Source organism: Agromyces hippuratus (assembly GCF_013410355.1).
GTDB lineage: Bacteria > Actinomycetota > Actinomycetes > Actinomycetales > Microbacteriaceae > Agromyces > Agromyces hippuratus.
On sequence record NZ_JACCFI010000001.1, the window covers coordinates 737,693 to 757,052 of the forward strand.

The 19,360-nt window shown below is 70.4% G+C and carries 21 protein-coding genes; 16 read left to right on the forward strand and 5 right to left on the reverse strand.

What is annotated here, in order from left to right:
• The first annotated feature begins 68 nt into the window (after positions 1–68).
• The 6 genes from BJY17_RS03555 (at position 69) to BJY17_RS03580 (ending at position 4,677) form a co-directional block, all read left to right on the forward strand.
• Positions 69–1,316, forward strand: a complete 1,248-nt coding sequence (locus BJY17_RS03555; protein ID WP_179550152.1) for a glucose-1-phosphate adenylyltransferase — start codon at positions 69–71, stop codon at positions 1,314–1,316.
• Positions 1,313–1,975 carry a phosphoserine phosphatase SerB gene (serB, locus tag BJY17_RS03560; protein WP_322789737.1) on the forward strand — a complete coding sequence of 221 codons (663 nt, stop codon included), beginning with the start codon at positions 1,313–1,315 and terminating at the stop codon, positions 1,973–1,975. The genes BJY17_RS03555 and serB overlap by 4 nt, the downstream gene beginning before the upstream one ends.
• A 54-nt stretch (positions 1,976–2,029) precedes the next feature.
• The gene (locus BJY17_RS03565) at positions 2,030–2,551 is read left to right on the forward strand and encodes a universal stress protein (RefSeq protein WP_179550153.1); all 522 of its coding nucleotides are present in this window, start codon (positions 2,030–2,032) and stop codon (positions 2,549–2,551) included.
• A 47-nt stretch (positions 2,552–2,598) separates the two neighbouring features.
• On the forward strand, positions 2,599–2,997 hold the full coding sequence (locus BJY17_RS03570; protein ID WP_322789899.1) for a fluoride efflux transporter FluC: 399 nt from the start codon (positions 2,599–2,601) through the stop codon (positions 2,995–2,997).
• On the forward strand, positions 2,994–3,371 hold the full coding sequence (gene crcB / locus BJY17_RS03575; protein ID WP_179550155.1) for a fluoride efflux transporter CrcB: 378 nt from the start codon (positions 2,994–2,996) through the stop codon (positions 3,369–3,371). Before BJY17_RS03570 ends, crcB begins: the two co-directional genes overlap by 4 nt.
• Before the next feature lie 175 nt (positions 3,372–3,546).
• Positions 3,547–4,677 carry a glycoside hydrolase family 76 protein gene (locus BJY17_RS03580; protein WP_218889844.1) on the forward strand — a complete coding sequence of 377 codons (1,131 nt, stop codon included), beginning with the start codon at positions 3,547–3,549 and terminating at the stop codon, positions 4,675–4,677.
• Between the two features lie 78 nt (positions 4,678–4,755).
• Here the strand turns inward: BJY17_RS03580 and BJY17_RS03585 are convergent, their stop codons facing one another.
• Complete coding sequence (locus BJY17_RS03585; RefSeq protein WP_179550156.1) at positions 4,756–5,895, reverse strand: S1C family serine protease; 1,140 nt, start codon at positions 5,893–5,895, stop codon at positions 4,756–4,758.
• Positions 5,896–6,061: 166 nt separating this feature from the next.
• Positions 6,062–6,772: a 3-oxoacyl-[acyl-carrier-protein] reductase gene (gene fabG / locus BJY17_RS03590; RefSeq protein ID WP_179550157.1), complete on the reverse strand. Its 711-nt coding sequence runs from the start codon at positions 6,770–6,772 to the stop codon at positions 6,062–6,064.
• Between the two features lie 133 nt (positions 6,773–6,905).
• On the opposite strand from fabG, the gene BJY17_RS03595 reads away from it, so the two are divergent.
• Genes BJY17_RS03595 through BJY17_RS03605 form a run of 3 tightly spaced genes read left to right on the forward strand, consistent with a single transcriptional unit; the run spans position 6,906 to position 8,367 of the window.
• The gene (locus BJY17_RS03595; protein ID WP_179550158.1) at positions 6,906–7,280 is read left to right on the forward strand and encodes a DUF3099 domain-containing protein; all 375 of its coding nucleotides are present in this window, start codon (positions 6,906–6,908) and stop codon (positions 7,278–7,280) included.
• Positions 7,277–7,534, forward strand: a complete 258-nt coding sequence (locus tag BJY17_RS03600) for a hypothetical protein (protein WP_179550159.1) — start codon at positions 7,277–7,279, stop codon at positions 7,532–7,534. Before BJY17_RS03595 ends, BJY17_RS03600 begins: the two co-directional genes overlap by 4 nt.
• Positions 7,531–8,367, forward strand: a complete 837-nt coding sequence (locus BJY17_RS03605; protein ID WP_179550160.1) for an SURF1 family cytochrome oxidase biogenesis protein — start codon at positions 7,531–7,533, stop codon at positions 8,365–8,367. Before BJY17_RS03600 ends, BJY17_RS03605 begins: the two co-directional genes overlap by 4 nt.
• Positions 8,368–8,382: 15 nt before the next feature.
• On the opposite strand, the gene BJY17_RS03610 is transcribed toward BJY17_RS03605, so the two are convergent.
• Entirely contained in the window at positions 8,383–9,981 is a 1,599-nt protein-coding gene (locus tag BJY17_RS03610) for an ABC-F family ATP-binding cassette domain-containing protein (protein WP_179550161.1), read from the reverse strand.
• A 136-nt stretch (positions 9,982–10,117) separates the two neighbouring features.
• On the opposite strand from BJY17_RS03610, the gene BJY17_RS03615 reads away from it, so the two are divergent.
• Positions 10,118–11,215 carry a winged helix DNA-binding domain-containing protein gene (locus BJY17_RS03615; RefSeq protein ID WP_179550162.1) on the forward strand — a complete coding sequence of 366 codons (1,098 nt, stop codon included), beginning with the start codon at positions 10,118–10,120 and terminating at the stop codon, positions 11,213–11,215.
• Positions 11,216–11,295: 80 nt separating this feature from the next.
• On the opposite strand, the gene BJY17_RS03620 is transcribed toward BJY17_RS03615, so the two are convergent.
• Together BJY17_RS03620 and BJY17_RS03625 are read right to left on the reverse strand one after the other, a co-directional pair.
• Positions 11,296–11,859, reverse strand: a complete 564-nt coding sequence (locus BJY17_RS03620) for a YceI family protein (RefSeq protein WP_179550163.1) — start codon at positions 11,857–11,859, stop codon at positions 11,296–11,298.
• Positions 11,860–11,974: 115 nt separating this feature from the next.
• On the reverse strand, positions 11,975–13,138 hold the full coding sequence (locus BJY17_RS03625; RefSeq protein WP_179550164.1) for a glycoside hydrolase family 3 N-terminal domain-containing protein: 1,164 nt from the start codon (positions 13,136–13,138) through the stop codon (positions 11,975–11,977).
• Positions 13,139–13,216: 78 nt separating this feature from the next.
• Between BJY17_RS03625 and BJY17_RS03630 the strand changes: the two genes are divergently transcribed.
• The 6 genes from BJY17_RS03630 to BJY17_RS03655 all read left to right on the forward strand — a co-directional run bounded on the left by BJY17_RS03630 (position 13,217) and on the right by BJY17_RS03655 (position 19,356).
• Complete coding sequence (locus BJY17_RS03630; protein ID WP_179550165.1) at positions 13,217–14,347, forward strand: aggregation-promoting factor C-terminal-like domain-containing protein; 1,131 nt, start codon at positions 13,217–13,219, stop codon at positions 14,345–14,347.
• Positions 14,348–14,364: 17 nt separating this feature from the next.
• Positions 14,365–15,201 (forward strand): oxygenase MpaB family protein, encoded by an 837-nt coding sequence (locus tag BJY17_RS03635; protein ID WP_179550166.1) that lies wholly within the window; start codon positions 14,365–14,367, stop codon positions 15,199–15,201.
• Entirely contained in the window at positions 15,198–15,692 is a 495-nt protein-coding gene (locus tag BJY17_RS03640; RefSeq protein WP_056008950.1) for an Lrp/AsnC family transcriptional regulator, read from the forward strand. The genes BJY17_RS03635 and BJY17_RS03640 overlap by 4 nt, the downstream gene beginning before the upstream one ends.
• A gap of 108 nt (positions 15,693–15,800) precedes the next feature.
• On the forward strand, positions 15,801–16,934 hold the full coding sequence (pdhA, locus tag BJY17_RS03645) for a pyruvate dehydrogenase (acetyl-transferring) E1 component subunit alpha (protein WP_179550167.1): 1,134 nt from the start codon (positions 15,801–15,803) through the stop codon (positions 16,932–16,934).
• Positions 16,931–17,956 (forward strand): alpha-ketoacid dehydrogenase subunit beta, encoded by a 1,026-nt coding sequence (locus BJY17_RS03650; RefSeq protein ID WP_179550168.1) that lies wholly within the window; start codon positions 16,931–16,933, stop codon positions 17,954–17,956. The genes pdhA and BJY17_RS03650 overlap by 4 nt, the downstream gene beginning before the upstream one ends.
• Complete coding sequence (locus tag BJY17_RS03655) at positions 17,953–19,356, forward strand: dihydrolipoamide acetyltransferase family protein (protein ID WP_179550169.1); 1,404 nt, start codon at positions 17,953–17,955, stop codon at positions 19,354–19,356. Before BJY17_RS03650 ends, BJY17_RS03655 begins: the two co-directional genes overlap by 4 nt.
• The last annotated feature ends 4 nt before the right edge of the window (positions 19,357–19,360 follow it).

Sequence of the window (19,360 nt, forward strand, 5' to 3'; positions counted from 1 at the left end):
GCGCAGCGGCATCCGTCATGCCCCGACTTCGCGGCCCGCCGACGGCTCGCGCTGACTACAGTTGTGGCATGGCGACGCGCAAGGTATTCGGCATCGTCCTCGCCGGCGGCGAGGGCAAGCGACTCATGCCCCTGACGGAAGACCGTGCGAAGCCGGCGGTGCCCTTCGGAGGGCAATACCGACTGATCGATTTCGCGCTCTCGAATCTGCTGAACTCGGGGCTGCGGCAGATCGTCGTGCTCACCCAGTACAAGTCGCACAGCCTCGACCGGCACGTGTCGCAGACCTGGCGCATGAGCGGACTCCTGAACTCCTACGTCGCCTCCGTGCCGGCGCAGCAGCGCCTCGGCAAGCGCTGGTTCTCGGGGTCGGCCGACGCCATCCTGCAGAGCCTCAACCTCATCTACGACGAGCAGCCCGACATCATCGTCGTCGTCGGCGCCGACCACGTGTACCGCATGGACTTCAGCCAGATGATCGACGCGCACATCGAGTCGGGCGCTGCGGCGACCGTGGCTGCGATCCGGCAGCCGATCGGGCTCGCCGACCAGTTCGGCGTCATCGAGGTCGACGCCGCCGACCCCGGCCGCATCCACCGCTTCCTCGAGAAGCCCACCGACCCCGTCGGGCTGCCCGACTCCCCCGGTGAAGTGCTCGCCTCGATGGGCAACTACGTGTTCGACGCCGATGCGCTCATCGATGCCGTGCTGCGCGACGGCGAACGCACGGACTCGAGCCACGACATGGGCGGCGACATCATCCCGGCATTCGTGGCGCAGGGCGCAGCGGGCGTCTACGACCTGCAGCGCAACGAGGTGCCCGGGTCGACCGATCGCGACCGGTACTACTGGCGCGACGTCGGAACCATCGACTCGTTCTTCGAGGCGCACCAAGACCTCATCTCGGTGCTGCCCGTCTTCAACCTGTACAACCGGGAGTGGCCCATCTTCAGCCAGCAACTGAACTCCCCGCCGGCGAAGTTCACCCGCGACGCCCGAGGCACCCTCGGTACGGTCATCGACTCGATCGTCTCGCTCGGCTCCGTGATCTCGGGTGCCCACGTCGAACGCAGCGTCATCGGGCCGTGGGCGAAGGTCGGCTCCGGTGCGCACGTCTCCGACTCGATCCTCTTCGACCGGGCGCGCATCGACGCCCGAGCGACCGTGCAACGGGCGATCCTCGACAAGGAGGTCATCGTCGAGGCGGGAGCGCGCATCGGCGTCGACCGGGCCGAAGACATCGCCAGGGGGTTCATCGTGACCGACAGCGGAATCACCGTCGTGGGCAAGGGCTCGCGCGTCCGGGCCACCGCGTGAGCGCCGGCACCATCGGCCGCGCGAGCGGCCCCCTCGTCGTGCTCGACGCCGACTCGACCCTCATCCGCGAAGAGGCGATCGAACTGCTGGCCGAGGCCGCAGGCACCCTCGAACACGTCGCCGCCGTCACCGAGCGGGCCATGCGCGGCGAGCTCGACTTCGCCGAGAGCCTGCGCGAGCGGGTTGCGACGCTCGCCGGACTCGACGTCTCGGTGCTCGCCGCCGCACGTGAGCGGATGACGCCCACCCCCGGCGTGCAGCAGCTCATCGACGGCGTGCATGCGGCCGGCGGACGCGTCGGCGTCGTCTCCGGCGGCTTCCACGAGTTGCTCGACCCGCTCGCCGAGCGTCTCGGGCTCGACTTCTGCCGGGCGAATCGGCTGGAGGTCACCGATGGACGACTCACCGGCCGGGTCGACGGGCCGATCATCGACGCCGCCGCGAAGGCGACCGCGCTCGCCGAATGGGCGGATGCCGCCGGCATCCCGATCCGGCGCACCGTCGCGGTCGGCGACGGCGCGAACGACCTGCAGATGCTCGACCGGGCAGCACTCGGCATCGCCTTCTGCGCGAAGCCGATCGTGCGAGCGCAGGCGGATCTCATGATCGACCGCCCCGACCTGTCGCCGGTGCTCACCGTGCTCGGCCTTCGTGGGTGAACCGGGGAGTGCCGCTCGTTGACCCCTGTGCACGCGGCGGCGTAGCATCGCGGCATGGCTGAGGTCGAGGGTGTGCGCTCGACGCAGCCGGTGATCGTCGGCGTGGTACCCGGGCAGCCCGCACAGGTGGTGCAGCAGGCTGCCGTGTTCGCGAGTCGGTTCGGAACCGAGTTGGTGTGCGCGTACGTCAACCCTGCTCGCTATCCGGTCGAGGAGGCCGCCGACGGATCGGTCGAGAGCGCCTCGCTCGATCCCGATTTCGCCGGCGACGATGAGACGGTGTTCGACGAATCGCTGACCCGATCGCTGCGAGAGCGCCTCGCCACGACCGCCGTGCCCTGGCGCACGCTCGCGCTCGCCGGCGACGTCGCCGGTGCTCTCGGGCACCTCGCCGAGACGCTCGACGCCGCCATGATCGTCGTGGGCGCGCACGAGCACTCACTCGGCGGGAGCGTGCGCGAGTTCTTCAGTCGCTCGGTCGGCGCGCAACTGGCGCACCGCCAACCGCGACCGATCGTCATCGTTCCTGCATCGCAGCACGCGGCGGCCGAGCCCGGCCGCGGAACCGACTCGTGACGGATGCACGGCCACCACACCTCCGGTGGGCGGCCATCGGGCTCGTCGTGGTGGGAGGCATGGCCGGGTCCGCTGCCCGCGCCGGGCTCACTCTGGCGATCCCCACCGTCGCTGGGGTGCCGATCGCCATCGCGCTCGTCAACATCGTCGGCGCGTTCGTGCTCGGTTGCCTGTATTCCCTGCTCGCGCACCGGAGCCCCGCGGACGCATCGGCCGTGCGGATCCGCCTCCTCCTCGGCACCGGTTTCTGCGGCGGATTCACGACCTACAGCGCGCTCGCCAACGACACCGTCGTGCTCGCGGTGAACGGTGGGCTCGGCGCGGCGACGCTCTACGCGTTCGGCACCCTGCTGGTCGGCGGTCTCGCCACCTGGGCGGGAATCGTCGCCGGGACCGCATCCGACGGAAGCCGGCGACGCACCGGTCGAGGTGGTGAAGCCGCATGACGCTGCCGCTCTTCCTCCTGATCGTCGTCACGGGCGGGCTCGGCGCGGGCGTGCGCTTCGTGGTTGACGGCCTCATCCGGTCACGAGTCCGCACCGCGTTCCCCTGGGCGACGACGGTCATCAACGTGTCGGGTTCCTTCGCGCTCGGCCTCATCATCGGCGCAACCCTCTCGAACCTGCTGTCCCCCGAGCTCGCGCTCGTGCTCGGAACCGGGTTCCTCGGCGGCTACACGACCTTCAGCACCGCGAGCTACGAGACGGTGCAGCTCGTTCGACAGCGACGATTCGCCGCCTCGTTCGTCAGCGGGGTGCTGATGCTCGTGTTCTCGCTCACGGCCGCAGGCCTCGGGCTCTGGCTCGGCAGCGCGTTCTGACCGCTCCGGAGCGTCGAGTGGTTCGGTGCGAGCCGACGATGGTGTCGGACGCTGCGAACGGACCTTCTCCATGAACAGCGGGTGGTTGGCGGGCTTGACTCGAGACGAACCCGTCCATGTATTCTTGTCCGCACATAGTTGTCGAGCAAAGGAGCGAGACGAAGATATGCGGCACATGCAGAGCACGTGGAAGGTGATCATCGGCGCAGCTGCGGGCGCGTTGATGATCGGAACGACGACGATATCGGCGCAGGCGGCACCGCCCGATGGCGCGCACAGGCCCCCGCAGGTGCAGACGCAGTCCGACAGCTCTCGTCATCACGCCGCGGCGGCGGTGGCTGCGCTGGTGGACTTCTACAACCCGGAGAACGGACGGTTCGATCCGGGCCCCTCATGGTGGCAGACCGGAAACTCACTGCAGGTGGTGCTGGACTTCGAGCAGCGAGCGAACGACACGTCCTACCTCCCGCTGGTCGAAGAGGCCGTGACGATGCTGCGGGCTCCGCAGGACTGGTGGCCGCAGGGCGGAGGTGAGTTCCGGACCGACTCCACCGACGACACGGGATGGTACGCGTTGGCGATGGTGCGCCTGTACGAACTCACGGGGAAGACCGAGTACCTCGACATCGCCAAGCTCGATGAGGCCTACATGCGCGACTACTGGGACGACCGTTGCGGTGGCGGGATCGTCTGGGACATCCCGTCGAACAGCTACAAGAACGCCATCAGCAATTCGCTGTACCTCAAGCTGACGGCTTCACTCCACAACGCCATCCCCGGGGACACGTTCTACCTCTCCCGTGCGCTCGAGGAATGGGAGTGGTTCAAGGCGAGCGGCATGATCAATTCGGACCATCTGGTCAACGATGGGCTCCGGGATGACTGCACGAGCAACGGCGGGACGACCTGGACCTACAACCAGGGCTCGCTCATCGGCGGTCTGGTCGAGCTCGCTGAGGCGACGGGCGACCGCAGTCTGCTCACCGAGGCGAGGGCGATCGCAGATGCCACGCTCTCGAGCCCCGCGTTGGCGCCGGGAGGCGTGTTGACGGAGCCGTGCGAGCCGACCCGGTGCAACACGGATCAGTCGGCGTTCAAGGGGATCTTCGCGCGCAACCTCGCGGAACTGGACGACGTGCTGCCGGGCCATCCGTACAAGAAGTGGCTGAAGAATCAGGCCGAGCTCGCCTACTCCGTCGACCGGAATGATGCGAACCAGTTCGGTCTGTCGTGGGGTGGACCGTTCGATCGTGCCGATATCGGCCGGCAGGACTCCGGGACCTCGCTGATGGTCGCCGCGCTCTGACAGGCGGGATGGGCGGCCGGTTCGTGATGCCCGGTCGCCCATGCGGTCAGCGTGTTCCGGCCCCGCCCTGCGCTCGGATCAGCCCAGCGGCGCCTCCTGCAGCGTCACGGTCGTCGTCGCCGGGGTGCCGTCGCGGAGGTACGCGATCTCGACCTCGTCGCCGACCTGGGCCTCCAGCGTGATCGCCGTCAGCGCCTCCGGGTCGGTCGCCGGTTCGCCGTCGACCGCGAGGATGATGTCGCCGGCCCGGATCCCGGCTTCGTCGGCGGGCCCGCCAGCGACGACCGAGGCCACGTACAGGCCGCCCTCGACACCGAAGTCCGCGGCGGCGCTCTCGGGGATCGCGACGACGGACACTCCGAAGTACGGATAGGTCGCAGTGCCGCTCGAGATGAGCTGGTCGACGATCGACATCGCGCGGTCGACGGGCACGGCGAATCCGATGCCGACGCTGCCGCCTCCCGCTTCGCCCGCCTCGTTCGGCACCGTGGCGATCGCGGTGTTGATGCCGATCAGGAGACCATCGCAGTCGACGAGCGGACCGCCCGAGTTGCCCGGGTTGATCGCGGCATCCGTCTGGATCGCACCGGTCAGGATCGTCGTCTCGTCACCGTCGCCCGGCACCGTCACCTCACGGCCGAGCGCACTGACGATGCCCGCGGTCACCGACCCCGAGAGGCCGAGCGGGGCACCGAGAGCGACGACCGGCTGCCCGACGACGACATTCGCCGAGCTCCCGACCTCGATCGTCGGCAGCGCGGACGGGTGGTCGACCTTGAGCACGGCGATGTCGGCCCGTGGATCGCGACCGACGAGGGTCGCGGGTGCGGTCTCGCCGCTGCTGTACAGCACGGCGATCTCGCCGCCGTCGGCCGCGACCGAGATCACGTGGTTGTTCGTGACGATGAAGCCGTCGTCCCTGATGATCTCGCCGGTTCCCACACCGCCTTCGGAGCCGTTGCTCGCGGAGATGGTCACCACGGCGGGCAGCACGGACTCCGAGACCTGCGTCGCATCGCAGACGCTGCCATCGGCGACCGCCGAGGACGCCGACGCCTCAGGCGCCGAAGCGGGTGCCGGACTCGCGAGGTTCCGACCGAGCAGTCCGCCGAGGAATCCCGCGACCAGTCCGAGGACGACCGCGATCACCACGACGATCCAGATCCATCCGCGACCCGGCTTGGCGGCCGGCTGCGGTGGTTCGACGTGCTCCGACATGGCTCCCCCTCGCCCATGCTCTCCGCTGCAGCACCGCGAGGCGTCTCGCAATGCGATTCATCGTTCCCCCGAACTGAACCTGCATCGGATGTCGAATCTCGACCCGAGTGTCCCAAGTCTCCCGCGGGTGCGCGGCGGGGTCAATGATCGGCGAAACTGGAGTCGGCTAGTGCCCCATGCCGAGTCCACCGTCGACGGGGATGACGGCGCCCGAGATGTACCCGGCGTCATCGCCCGCGAGCCAGGCCACGACCTTCGCGACCTCCTCGGGCGCTGCGAAGCGACCGAGCGGGATGCTCTTCTGGTACTCGGCCTGCTGGGCCTCGGGCAATGCGTCGGTCATGTCGGTCTCGATGAACCCGGGGGCGACGACGTTGGCAGTGATGTTGCGCGCTCCGAGCTCGCGGGTGAGCGAGCGCGCCATGCCGACGAGTCCGGCCTTCGACGCCGAGTAGTTGACCTGGCCGGCCGATCCGTAGAGGCCGACGACGCTCGAGATCAACACGATGCGCCCGAAGCGCGCCTTCAGCATGCCCTTGGATGCGCGCTTGACGACACGGAACGCGCCGGTCAGGTTGGTGTCGATGACGCTCGTGAAGTCGTCTTCGCTCATGCGGAGCAGCAGCGTGTCACGCGTGATGCCGGCGTTCGCGACGACGACCTCGACCGGGCCGAGTGCCGCTTCGATCTCGGTGAAGGCGGCGTCGACGGATGCCGCGTCGGTGACGTCGGCCCGAACGGTGAGCGAGCCTTCGGGCCCTTCGCCCGAGCGGGCGGTCACGGCCACGCGGTGGCCCTGGGCGATGAACTCGCGGGCGATCGCGAACCCGATTCCCCGGTTGCCACCGGTCACGAGAACGGTGCGGCTCGTCGTCATGCGTACTTCTCCTTCTGGCGTCGGGCCGATCGGCCCGTTTCAGCTTAGAGGCTCGCGTATTCGAGGCATCCGTCGCCCGCAGTCGGACGTAGGCTTGACGCAAGAGGAGTGCCGCAGGACCACGGCGACCACCATGAAGCAGCAGCAGTCGATCACCACGCTGCCGCCCTCGCCCGAAGCGGAGCGGCGGTCGCGCATGATCAAGTACTCGATCGCGATGTCGATCCGCGTGCTCTGCGTCATCGGGCTGCTCTTCGCACGGGGCTGGTGGCTCGCGGTGTTCGCCGCAGGGGCGATCTTCCTCCCGTACTTCGCGGTGGTGATCGCCAACGTGCAGGGCTCCGGCCGCCAGCGCGCGGTGCTCCGCCCCGGCGGGCTCCTGCGTCGCACTCCCCCGCCGACGGATGACGCGCCGAGCACTGGGAACGCCGCACCACGCGACGAGCCTCACCAGGAACCGCCTCACCAAGAGGACGATTCCCGCCACGACGAACGCGGCGCGGCATGATCGGTGGACTGGGCGCGTCGCCCGACCACGGCGCCTGCTCGCGCGCGCAATGCCGCGAGCCCGCGACCTGGCGCATCGACTGGCGCAACCCGCGCATCCACACCGGCGACCGCGGCAAGACCTGGCTCGCGTGCGACGAGCACGTCGACTACCTGCGCGGTTTCCTCGAGGCGCGCTCGTTCCCGGTCGCGGTCGCGGCATTCGCAGACATCGATGGATCGCGGCCCGACGCCGCAGACGGAGACGACGAGTGAACGACTGGCGATTCCTGTTGCACCGGCGATGGGCGGGCTACCTGCTGCTCACCGTCGTCTTCGCGATCGTCTGCTCTGCGCTCGGCGCCTGGCAGTTCAACCGGCGCACCGAGGCGCTCGCCGAAGTGGCGCGTATCGACGCGAACTACGACGCCGCCGCCGTGTCCGTCGCCGAGGCGCTGCCCGACCCCGACGCCTTCGCCATCGATCAGCGCTGGCAGGTGGTCGCCCTCTCGGGTGAGTACCTCGCCGACGAGGAGGTCGTCGTGCGCAACCGCCCGTTCGAGGGCAGTTCGGGCTTCCAGGTGATCACGCCGTTCCGGCTCGACGACGGCACCGTGTTCATGGTCGACCGCGGGTGGATCGCGCAGAACTCCGAGGGCCGGCCGAGCGACGTGCCGCCGCCGCCGAGCGGGCACGTCGAGATCGAGGCCCGACTGAAGGCCGGTGAAGGGCGCATCGACGGCCGAACGTCGACGGGGAACGAGTTCGCGACCATCGACCTCGAAGAGCTCTCCGAGCGCGTCGGCGAGCCGAGCTACACGGCGGCCTACGGCGTGCTCGTGCAGACCGGGGCCGACGCCGACGAACCGCCGCTGGCGGCCGCCCGCCCCGAACGCGACGAAGGCCCGCACCTCTCGTACGCGCTGCAGTGGTACGTCTTCGCCCTCATGGGCTTCGTCGGCCTCGCCTGGGCGGCGAACCAGGAGCGCAAGGCGCTCGCGGAGACATCCGGTTCGACGGATGCCGCGACGCGCGCGGCCCGCAAGCCGAAGCAGAAGCGGCGCGACGCCGACGCCGACCTCGAAGACGGCGTGCTCGACCGGCACTAGCCGAGCACGCCGGCCTCACGCCAGCTCGATGAGCTCCTGGTACTCGCGGCTCCAGTGGTCTTCGGTGCCGTCGGGCATGATGAGCACGCGCTCGGGATTCAGCGCCTCGACGGCGCCCGGGTCGTGCGAGACGAGCACGACCGAGCCCTCGTAGTGCGCGAGGGCGTCGAGGATCTCGGCGCGGCTCGCGGGGTCGAGGTTGTTGGTCGGTTCGTCGAGGAGCAGCACGTTCGCACCAGAGACGACGATCATCGCGAGCGCGAGACGCGTCTTCTCACCGCCCGAGAGCACGCCGGCCGCCTTGTGCACGTCGTCGCCCGTGAAGAGGAACGAGCCGAGCACCTTGCGCGCCTCGGTCTCGGTGAGGTTCGGCGATGCGCTCACCATGTTCTGGAGCACCGAACGCTTGACGTCGATCGTCTCGTGCTCCTGCGCGTAGTAGCCGACCCGCAGGCCGTGGCCGGCTTCGACGACGCCCGTGTCGGGCGCGTCGACGCCCGCGAGGATGCGGAGCAGGGTCGTCTTGCCGGCACCGTTCAGGCCGATGATGACGACCTTCGAGCCGCGGTCGATCGCGAGGTCGACGGCGGTGAAGATCTCGAGCGAGCCGTAGCTCTTCGACAGGTCTGTTGCCGTGATCGGGGTGCGGCCGCAGGGAGCCGGCGTCGGGAAGCGGAGCTTCGCGACGCGGTCGACGGCGCGCACCTCTTCGAGGCCGGCGAGCAGCTTCTCGGCTCGGGCGACCATCTGGTGCGCCGCGGCGGCCTTCGACGCCTTGGCACCGAACTTCGCGGCCTGCAGCTGCAGGACCCCCGCCTTCTTCTCGGCGTTCATCCGCTCCTTCTTGCGGCGCTCCTCATCTGCGGCACGCTGGCGCTGGTAGTGCTTCCAGCCCATGTTGTAGATGTCGATCGCCGAGCGGTTCGCGTCGAGGTAGAACACCCGGTTCACGACCTCGCCGACGAGCACGACATCGTGGGAGATCACGATGACGCCGCCGCGGTAGTTCTTCAGGAACTCGCGGAGCCAGACGACGGAGTCGGCGTCGAGGTGGTTCGTCGGTTCGTCGAGGATCATCGTCTCGGCGTCGGAGAAGAGGATGCGAGCGAGCTCGATGCGGCGTCGCTGACCACCGGAGAGGGTCTTCAGCGGCTGGTCGAGGATGCGGTCGGGCAGGTTCAGGTTCGAGGCGATCGAGGCGGCCTCGGCTTCGGCGGCGTACCCGCCGAGCGCGTTGAAGCGGTCGGTCAGGTTGCCGTACTTCTTCATGGCGCGTTCGGCGACCTCGGGGTCGTCACTGCCCATGTTCATGCTCGCCTCGTGCATGCCGAGTGCGATCTGCCCGAGCCCGCGTGCATCGAGGATGCGGGTGCGAGCGAGCATCTCGGGGTCGCCCGAGCGCGGATCCTGCGGCAGGTAGCCGATCTCGCCGCTGCGGTCGATGCGGCCCCCCGTGGGCATCGTCTCGCCCGCGAGTGTCTTCGTGAGGGTGGTCTTGCCGGCACCGTTCCGGCCGACGAGGCCGATCTTGTCGCCATCGGAGACGCGGAAGTCGACGTGCTCCATCAGCACGCGCGCACCGATGCGGATCTCGAGATCATGAACGGCGAGCACGGGGGTTCCTCCGAAACGAAAGGGGTGGGATGGCGTGCCGAGCGGCACAGCCTCCCAGTCTATCCCGCCGGGCGCGGCTCCGTGGTGGCGAGACCGCAGCACAGCGGATGTCTCAGGCTTCCGCCAGACTCTGAGCATGCCGAATCTCGCCAGCGACGCGCGCGTCCGCGCTGCCCGACTCGACTCGCACGGGCTCGCACGGGGCCTGCCCTCGGTCACCGCGGCGGTACGACGTCTCGGTGCGGTGCAAGCGCAGGACTTCGCCGCCTCGAAATGGGTGCTCGGCGCGCGCGTGCGCGGATCGGTCGCCGCCGACGTCGATGCCGCCATCGAGTCGCGCGAGGTGCTCCGGTCGTGGCCCATGCGCGGCACCCTGCATCTGGTGCCCGCCGAGTCACTGCGCGACATCCTCGCGATCACGGGCCCGCGCATCCTGCAGAAGGCAACCACGACCCACCGGGAGCTCGGGCTCGACGCCGAGGTCTACGCCGCCGCGCGCGGCATCGCGGAGCGCGAACTCGTGGGCGGCCGCTCGCTCTCGCGCGACGAACTGCAGGCCGCCTGGCAGAGTGCCGGCATCTCGACGGCGGGGCAGCGCGGCTACCACCTGATCTGGTGGCTCGCTCACGACGGCGTGCTCTGCTGCGGACCCGTCGAGGGTCGCGGTCAGCGATTCGTGCTGCTCGACGAATGGTCGCCGCGCGTCGCACCGGCGCGGGCGCGTGACGCGACGCTGACGGCGCTGTTCGTCGCGTATCTGACCGGGCACGGGCCCGCCACCGTGCAGGACTTCTCCTGGTGGAGCGGGCTCACGCTGACCGATGCGCGCGCGGCCCTCGCCGAAGCGGGTGATCAGGTCGTCGCATTCGACGACGAGCGCTTCGTCGTCTCCGATTCAGAGCCGAGCGAGAGCACTGGAGCTTCGCGTGCCACCGGACGCCACGTGCTCGCGGCGTTCGACGAGTACTACCTCGGGTATCGCGATCGCGGCCCGGTCTGCGACCCGGCGCATGCGCCGCGGGTGGTGCCGGGCGGCAACGGCGTCTTCCAGCCCACGCTCGTGCAGAACGGCCGAGTGGTCGGGCTCTGGCGGAAGGTCGAACGGGCGCGCGCGACATCCGTGACGCTCGACGGGTTCGACGGCACGATCGATCCCGCGGCGTTCACCCCGCGCCTGCGCGAGTGGGCACGGTTCTGGGGCAGGGAACTCGGCGAGGTGACCGCGCTCCACTGAGACGAGGTCACCTGCCGTGCCCGGACGCACGAACGGCGGCCGTGCAGGGTGCACGGCCGCCGTTCAGCGGAGCGTCGGGACTACTGCTCGAGTGCGGCCTGCAGCTCGAGTGTGATCGTCACCTGGTCGCCGAGGAGCACACCGCCGGTCTCGAGGGCCGAGTTGTAGAGCAGGCCGAAGTCCTCGCGGTTGATGACGGTCTTCGCCGTGGCGCCGCCCTTGTAGTTGCCGTAGGGGTCGCCGCCGAAGCCGCCGAAGTCGAAGTCGAAGGTGACCGGCTTCGTGATGCCGCGGATCGTGAGGTTGCCGTCGACCTTGAAGTCGCCCTTCTCGACACGCACGCCGGTCGAGACGAAGTCGATCGTCGGGTAGGTCTCGGCCTCGAAGAAGTCGCCGGTGCGCAGGTGCGCGTCGCGGTTCGGCTCGTTCGTGGTGACCGAGGCGACCTCGGCCGACGCGGTGACGCTCGAGTCGAGCGGGTTCTCGGCGGTGACGAACGTCGCGGTGAAGCGCTCGAACTTGCCCTTGACCTTGCTGATCATGATGTGGCGGATGCTGAAGCCGACCTCGCTGTGCGTGGGGTCGATGTTCCAGGTGCCAGCGCGGTAGCCGGGGATCTCGATCGTCGGTGCAGTCGTCGTCATGTTGGGCGGTCTCCCGTGGTTCGGTGTCGTGGCGGCCGTTCGGCCACGCCTATGCAAACGCATGGAGAACGTGGGTATTCCCACCCGACCGAGATGTCTCAGGAACTTCTCGGGTTCAGCTCGCGAGCGTGCGGCGCAGGGTCAGCACCCGCTCGACGGCGTCGTCGAGCTGGGCTTCGGTGATGCGCCCCGAGTGCACGCCGGCGACGATCGCGCCGACGAGACCATCGACCGAGATGCCCATCGATGCGGGATCGGCGGGAAGCACGTAGAGGAGCAGGTCTGCGCCGGCGGCCACCGCGCGCACCGCGTTCTCGCCGGGATCCGCGTACTCGGGCAGCCCGTTGTGCTGCAGCATGAGCATGTCGTCGGTCACGACCACACCGTCGAAGCCGAGCTCGTCGCGGAGCACCCGATGCCACTCGGGCGAGAGCGACGCCGGAGCCGCGTCGACGGCGGGGTAGCTGAGATGGCCGGTCATCACGAGTTCGGCTCCCGCGTCGATGCCGCTCGCGAACGGCAGGGCCGGGCCCGCGCGCCATTCATCGATCGTGAGCGGCGCGGTCGGCACGCTCGAGTGCGAGTCGCCCGGTGCCGCACCGTGCCCGGGAAAGTGCTTGAGGGTGCTCGCGACGACGCCCTGCTCCCCCGTGACGGCCCCGGCCACCCGATCGGCCGCGCCGCCCGGGTCGGTGCCGAGCACACGACCGAAGATGAACGAGTCGGGGTCGGCGGTGACGTCGGCGACGATGCCGAAGTTCACGTTGACGCCGCTCTGGGCGAGCACGGCCGCCCGGGCCGCGAAGGCCGCCTGAGCAGCCGCGGGCGCCTGGGCGCGCAGGGTGTCGGCGGCAGCAGCGCCGTCCCAGGGCAGTCGCTGCACCTCGCCGCCCTCCTCGTCGATGCCGATCAGCACGGGAGCCTCGGCGTCGGCCTGCACGGCAGCGGTGAGCGCACCGAGTTCGGCCGGACCGGCCGGCACGTTGTCGCCCATGAGGATGAGTCCGGAGACCCCAGCGTCGACGTACGCGCGGAGCGGTGCCGGGTCGGTGCCTGGCGCGTGCACCATGAGCAGTGCCGCCGCCTTCTGTTCGACCGTGAGCTGCGACATCCGCTCGTCGACCCACTCGGCGATCGGATCGATCGGCGTCGGAGTCGAGGTCGGAGTCGGCGCCGGGTCCGACGTCTCAGCGTCGCCCCCGGCGCCCGCGCATGCCGTCAGTGCGAACAGCATCGCCGCCAAGAGGAGCGGCAGTCGTGCAGTTCGGGTGGCGCGCATTCGAACGACTCTACGGTGCGTGTCCGAACGAGCGCCGAGAGCCGCCGTGGGTAGACTCGCCGCCTCGAAGGGGGTCTCGTGCGAACTGGACCGAGGTACGCGGCAGCCGCGGCGATACTCGTCGCCGCAGCGCTCGTGCTGCCCGCCGTCCCCGCGTTCGGCGAGGACTACCCCAGTTGGGACGAGGTCACCGCCGCGAAGCAGGACGTGGCGTCCCGCGAGGCGGAGGCGACGCGGATCAGCGGGCTCGTCGCCTCGCTCGAGACGACCGCCGCGGCGCTCGGAGACGCAGCGGTGCAGGCGGCCGGCGCATCCGCCACTGCATCGGCGGCACTCGCCGAGGCCGAGCACCGAGCCGCGACACTCGCGACGCAGTCGGCCGCGGCGGATGCCGAGGCCGCGGCATCGGCCCAACGGCTCGGCCGGGTCGGGGCGGTGCTCGCCCGTTCGGGCGGGGCGGATGTCACGCTGCGACTGGTGTTCGACGACGGTGCCTCGACCGATCTGCTGCAGGGGCTCTCCCGTGCCGCCCAGCTCACGAACGTCTACGGCGGCATCGCCGACCGCGCCGAGGCCGCGAAAGCGCAGTCGGCTTCGCTCTCCGCCCAGGCCGACGTCGCCGAACAGGAGCGATCGCGCCGTGCGGAGGCGGCGGCCCGTGCCGCCGCCGAAGCCGAGTCCGCGCACGCGGCCGCCGAGGCCGAACTCGCCGAGCAGCGAACCGTGGTCGACACGCTCTTCGCGCAACTCGCGAGCCTGCGCGACAGCACCGCGGCGCTCGAGCGGCAGTACCGAGCAGGCGAGCAGCTGCGGATGGCTGAGGAGGAGCGGCAGCGCGCCGCCGAGGCGGCGCGCGGCAACTCGGTCGACGTGGGCAGCGCGCCGCCGCCGGGCGTCGTCGGCGACACCTCCGGCGCGAAGGCCTACGCGGCAGGCGCGGTCGCGCGCTACGGCTGGGGTTCGGGCGAGTACCAGTGCCTGCTGGACCTGTGGACCCGTGAGTCGAGCTGGCGGGCCGACGCCTACAACGCCTCGAGCGGCGCCTACGGCATTCCGCAGTCGTTGCCGGGCAGCAAGATGGCCAGCGCGGGCGCCGACTGGCGCACCAACGCCGCCACGCAGATCGAGTGGGGCCTCTCGTACATCGCCGATCGGTACGGCGCACCGTGCGGGGCATGGGCGCACTCGGAGCGGTTCAACTGGTACTAGCGCTACAACTGGTACTGATGCATGCCGACACCGATGACCACGAACTCGCAGTGTTCCGGCGCCATGGCGCCGAGGGCGTGCTGCTGCTCGGCGGCGGCGCCGCGATCCTGCTGCAGCTCGCCGACCCCCGAGTCGCCCGGGGCGTGGCACGCCACAGCGGGTTCAAGGAACGTCCGCTCGACCGATTGATCGGCACCCTCGACTACGTCTACGCGATCGGCTTCGGCGACGAGCAGCTCGCCGCCGAAGCGGTGCGCGCCGTGAACCGTCGCCACGCGCCCGTGCGCGGCGACGCCGAGGGCGGGCAGCCCGCGTACAACGCGTTCGACGCCGATGCCCAGCGCTGGGTCGCCTCGACCCTGCTGGCCGTCGCGCTCGAGCTGCACGAGCGTCTCGAGGGGCCGCTGCCCGCGGCGACCGCCGACGTCATCGTGCGGGGCTACGCGCCGCTCGGCACACGGCTCCAGGCCGCAGGCGAGGGCTGGCCCGAGACGCGCGCCGAGTTCGACGCCTGGTGGGCCGAACAGCTCGCCGCCCTCGAGGTCGGCGACGAGGCGCGAGCGGTGGCGAGGAGCCTGCTCGGCGGGACATCCGCTCTGCCGTTCGGCGCGGGCCTGCTGCTGCCGCTCGTGCGCCTCATGACGGCAGCGCTGCTCCCGGCGCCGATCCGGACGGCCTACGGGTTCCGCTGGACGCCACGGGTCGATCGCGTCGCGAACGGATGGCTCGACGCGATCGCCGCCGTCTGGCCGCTGCTGCCCAGGGCCGTCAGGCACGCGCCGATGCGCGCATCCCTTCGTCGCGCGAAGCGTCGCAGCCGGTACGCTGGAACCGAGCAACGAGGACGAGGATGACCCAGTCAGTACCGCACCGCAATGATGCGCTCGACAGTATCGACCGCAGCATCGTCGCCGAGCTGAGCCGCGACGGCCGCCTCTCGGTGCGGACCCTCGCGGAGCGCGTGCACATCTCCCGCACTGCGGCGCACAACCGCGTGCAGCAGTTGCAGCAGCGCGGCGTCATCACCGGCTTCGGCGCCCACATCGATCGCAAGGCGATCGGCCTGAACATCTCGGCGCTCGTCGTGGTGCGCATCGGCGAGGTCTCGTGGGAGGAGATCGCGGCCAAGCTCGCGACGCTGCCCTTCGTCGAGAAGGTGCAGGCCGTCTCGGGCGACATCGACATCATCCTCACGGTGAGCGCGCCCGACCACGAGCAGCTGAGCCAGGCGATCCTCCGCGACATCCACGACATGCCGGGCGTCGTGTCGACGCGCTCGCACCTGATCCTCGCCGAGATCGAGGGCCATCCCCCGGCGCAGACGCTGGACATCTGGCGCACCTGACGACCATTGCGGCGGACGAACGGCATCGCTTTCGAGCCCGCCGTGCCGTTCGTTCACGGTTGCTCGGGCACTCCTCCACGGCGCGCGAGAGTGTCCGACGATGAGGTCATGAGCCTCAATGTCGAGCATGCATCCGTCCGCACCCTGCCGAGCGAGAAACCCCTGCGCCTCCTCGACAATGCCGGTCACGCGGTCACCGGTTCCGCGACCGGCGGGTTCGGTCTGCCCGACACCGAGACGCTGCTCGAGCTCTACCGCAAGATGGTCGTCGCCCGCCGTTTCGACGTGCAGGTCACCGCGCTCACGAAGCAGGGTCGCCTCGCGACCTATCCCTCGGCGTACGGCCAGGAGGCCTGCGAGATCGGCGCCGTCGCCGCGCTCGCCGCCGAGGACTGGCTGTTCCCGACCTACCGCGACAGCATCGCCCTGCTCACCCGCGGCATCGAGCCCGCCGACATCCTGCAGTCGTTCCGCGGCGACTGGCACAACGGCTACGACCAGCACGCGCACCGCACCGCCGCCCAGGCGACGCCGCTCGCGACGCAGGCGCTGCACGCCGTCGGCCTCTCGCACGCGGCCCGCCTGCGACACGACCCGATCGTCGCGCTGACCTTCCTCGGCGACGGCGCCACGAGCGAGGGCGACGCCCACGAGGCCTTCAACTTCGCGGCGGTCTGGCAGACGCCGACGGTCTTCGTCGTGCAGAACAACCAGTTCGCGATCAGCGTGCCGCTCGAGCGGCAGACCCGCGCGGCGACCCTCGCCGACAAGGCGGTCGGCTACGGCATGCCCGGCTACCACGTCGACGGCAACGACATCGCGGCCATGTATGCGGTGACGAGCGCCGCCGTCGAGCGCGCCCGGAGCGGCGGCGGCCCCACGCTCATCGAGGGCGTGACCTATCGCATCGAGGCGCACACGAACTCCGACGACCCCACCCGCTACCGCGCTGCCCGCGACGTCGAGCACTGGAAGCGCCGCGACCCCATCGAGCGGCTCGAGAAGTTCCTCGTCTCCGAGGGCGCGCTCACCGAGGCCATGCGCACCGAGATCACGGATGCCGCCGAGGCCCTCGCCGCCCGCACGCGCGACGTCATGACGACCGAGGCCGAGCTCGATCCCCTCGAGCTCTTCGACCACGTCTACGGGCGGGAGCGCGCCGCGCTCCTCGAACAGCGCGCCGCGCTCGAGGCGGAGATCGCCGCCGGCGCATTCGCGAGCCACGAGGGAGCGGCACGATGACCGCGACCGCGACGAGCACCCCGGCCGCCGAGGCATCCGCTGCGCCGACGCAACTGACCATGGCGGGCGCGCTGAACGCGGCGCTTCGCGACGCCATGGCGGCCGACGACCGCGTCATCGTCTACGGCGAGGACGTCGGGCCGCTCGGCGGCGTGTTCCGCGTCACCGACGGCCTGCAGGCCGAGTTCGGCGACCAGCGCATCTGGGACTCGCCGCTCGCCGAGTCCGGCATCATCGGCACCGCCGTCGGCATGGCCATGTACGGCATGCGCCCGGTCGTCGAGATGCAGTTCGACGCCTTCAGCTACCCGGCGTTCGAGCAGATGGTCTCGCACGTCGCGAAGATGCGGAACCGCACGAAGGGGCGGGTGACACTGCCCATGGTCGTGCGCATCCCGTGCGCGGGCGCGATCGGCGGCGTCGAGCACCACTCCGACTCGTCCGAGTCGTATTGGGCGTCGACACCCGGCCTCACCGTCGTCATGCCCTCGAATCCCGCCGACGCGTACTCGATGCTGCGCGAGGCGATCGACAGCGACGACCCGGTCGTCTTCATGGAGCCGAAGAGTCGCTACTGGTCGAAGGCGCCGCTCGCCCTGCCGGTCACGACCGCGCCGATGGATCGCGCCGAGGTCGTGCGCGAGGGCGCCGACGTGACGCTCATCGGCTACGGCCCGACCGTGCGCACCGCGCTCGAGGCCGCCGAGGCGGCCGCCGCCGAAGGCCTCTCGATCGAGGTCGTCGACCTCCGCAGCCTCTCCCCCTTCGATGACGAGACGGTCGGCGCCTCTGTGCGCAAGACCTCCCGGGCCGCCGTCATCCACGAGGCCGCGCAGTTCGGCGGGTACGGCGCCGAGGTCGCCGCCCGGGTCACCGAGCGCAACTTCCACCACCTCGCCGCGCCGGTGCTGCGCATCGCGGGCTTCGACATCCCGTTCCCCTCGCCGAAGCTCGAGGAATACCACCTGCCGACCGCCGACCGGGTGCTCGCCGCCCTCGACACCTGGGAGTGGGACGCATGAGCCGCGAGTTCATCCTCCCCGACCTCGGCGAGGGGCTCACCGAGGCCGAGATCGTCGCCTGGCTCGTCGCCCCCGGCGACCAGGTGGCGATCGACCAGGTCGTCGTCGAGCTCGAGTCTGCGAAATCGGTCGTGCAGCTGCCCACGCCGTTCGCCGGCGTCGTCGAGTCGCTCGGCGGCGAGGTCGGCCAGGTGCTGCACGCCGGCACCGTGCTGCTGACGCTGCGCAGTGACGCAGAGGTTCCGGATGTCGCCGAGCCCGCCGAGCCCGGCATCGTGACGAGTGAGACCGCGCTCGCCGAGGAATCCGGCGCCGTGCTGATCGGCTACGGCACGCGGCAATCGACCGTGACGAAGCGGGCGGCCTCAGCGCCGGCACGCTTCGGACGCCGCGGTGGCGCGGGAGTCGGTACCGGTTCCGGCGGCGTCGGTGGCGGTGCGTCCACAGGGCCGCGCTCGAACGGCGCAGCACGACTCGACGCCGCGCGCCGCTCCCCTGTCGTCTCCCCGATCGTGCGCCGCCTCGCGCGTGAGCACGGCTTCGACGCGAGCCAGCTGCTCGGCTCGGGTCACGATCACCTCGTGATGCGACGCGACGTCGAGTCCTTCATCGCCGAGCAGGAGGCACCGACGACGGCGCCGACCGCCGCGGCATCCGCTGCCCCGTCGACGCCGGCGGTCCCCGCAACTGCGCCGATCGCCGACCGCGAGGGCGACCGGCGCGTTCCGCTCGACCGCATGGCACGAGCCGCCGCCGCCCACTTCTCCCGCTCACGGCGGGAGATCCCCGAGGCGACCGTCTGGATGGACGTCGACGCCACCGGCCTGCTGGCCGCGCGCCGGCAGTTGCAGGAGGCGACGGGTGAGCGGTTCGGCATCACCGCCCTCATCGCCCGATTCGTCATCGCGGGCCTCGCGAAGCATCCCGCCCTCAACGCGAGCTTCGACGCCGAGCGCGACGAACTCGTCCTGCACTCGGCCGTGAACCTCGGCCTCGCCGCGCAGACTCCGCGGGGGCTCCTCGTGCCCGTCGTGCACGGGGCGGAGCGGATGCCGCTGCGCACGCTGCGCGACGCGATCACGGCACGCACCGAGGAGGCCGCCACGGGCGTCTTCCCTCCATCGGCGCTGACGGGCGGCACCTTCACGCTCAACAACTACGGCACGCTCGGCGTCGACGGTTCGGCGGCGATCATCAATCACCCCGAGGCGGCGATGCTCGGCGTCGGCCGGTTCATCGAACGCCCGTGGGTCGTCGATGGCGCCCTCGCCGTGCGCACGGTGACGGAGCTGACGATCTCGTTCGACCACCGGGTGTGCGACGGCGCAGAGGCCGCGGCATTCCTCACCTTCGTGGCGCGATGCATCGAGCGCCCCGTGTCGGTGCTCGCCGAACTCTGAGTTC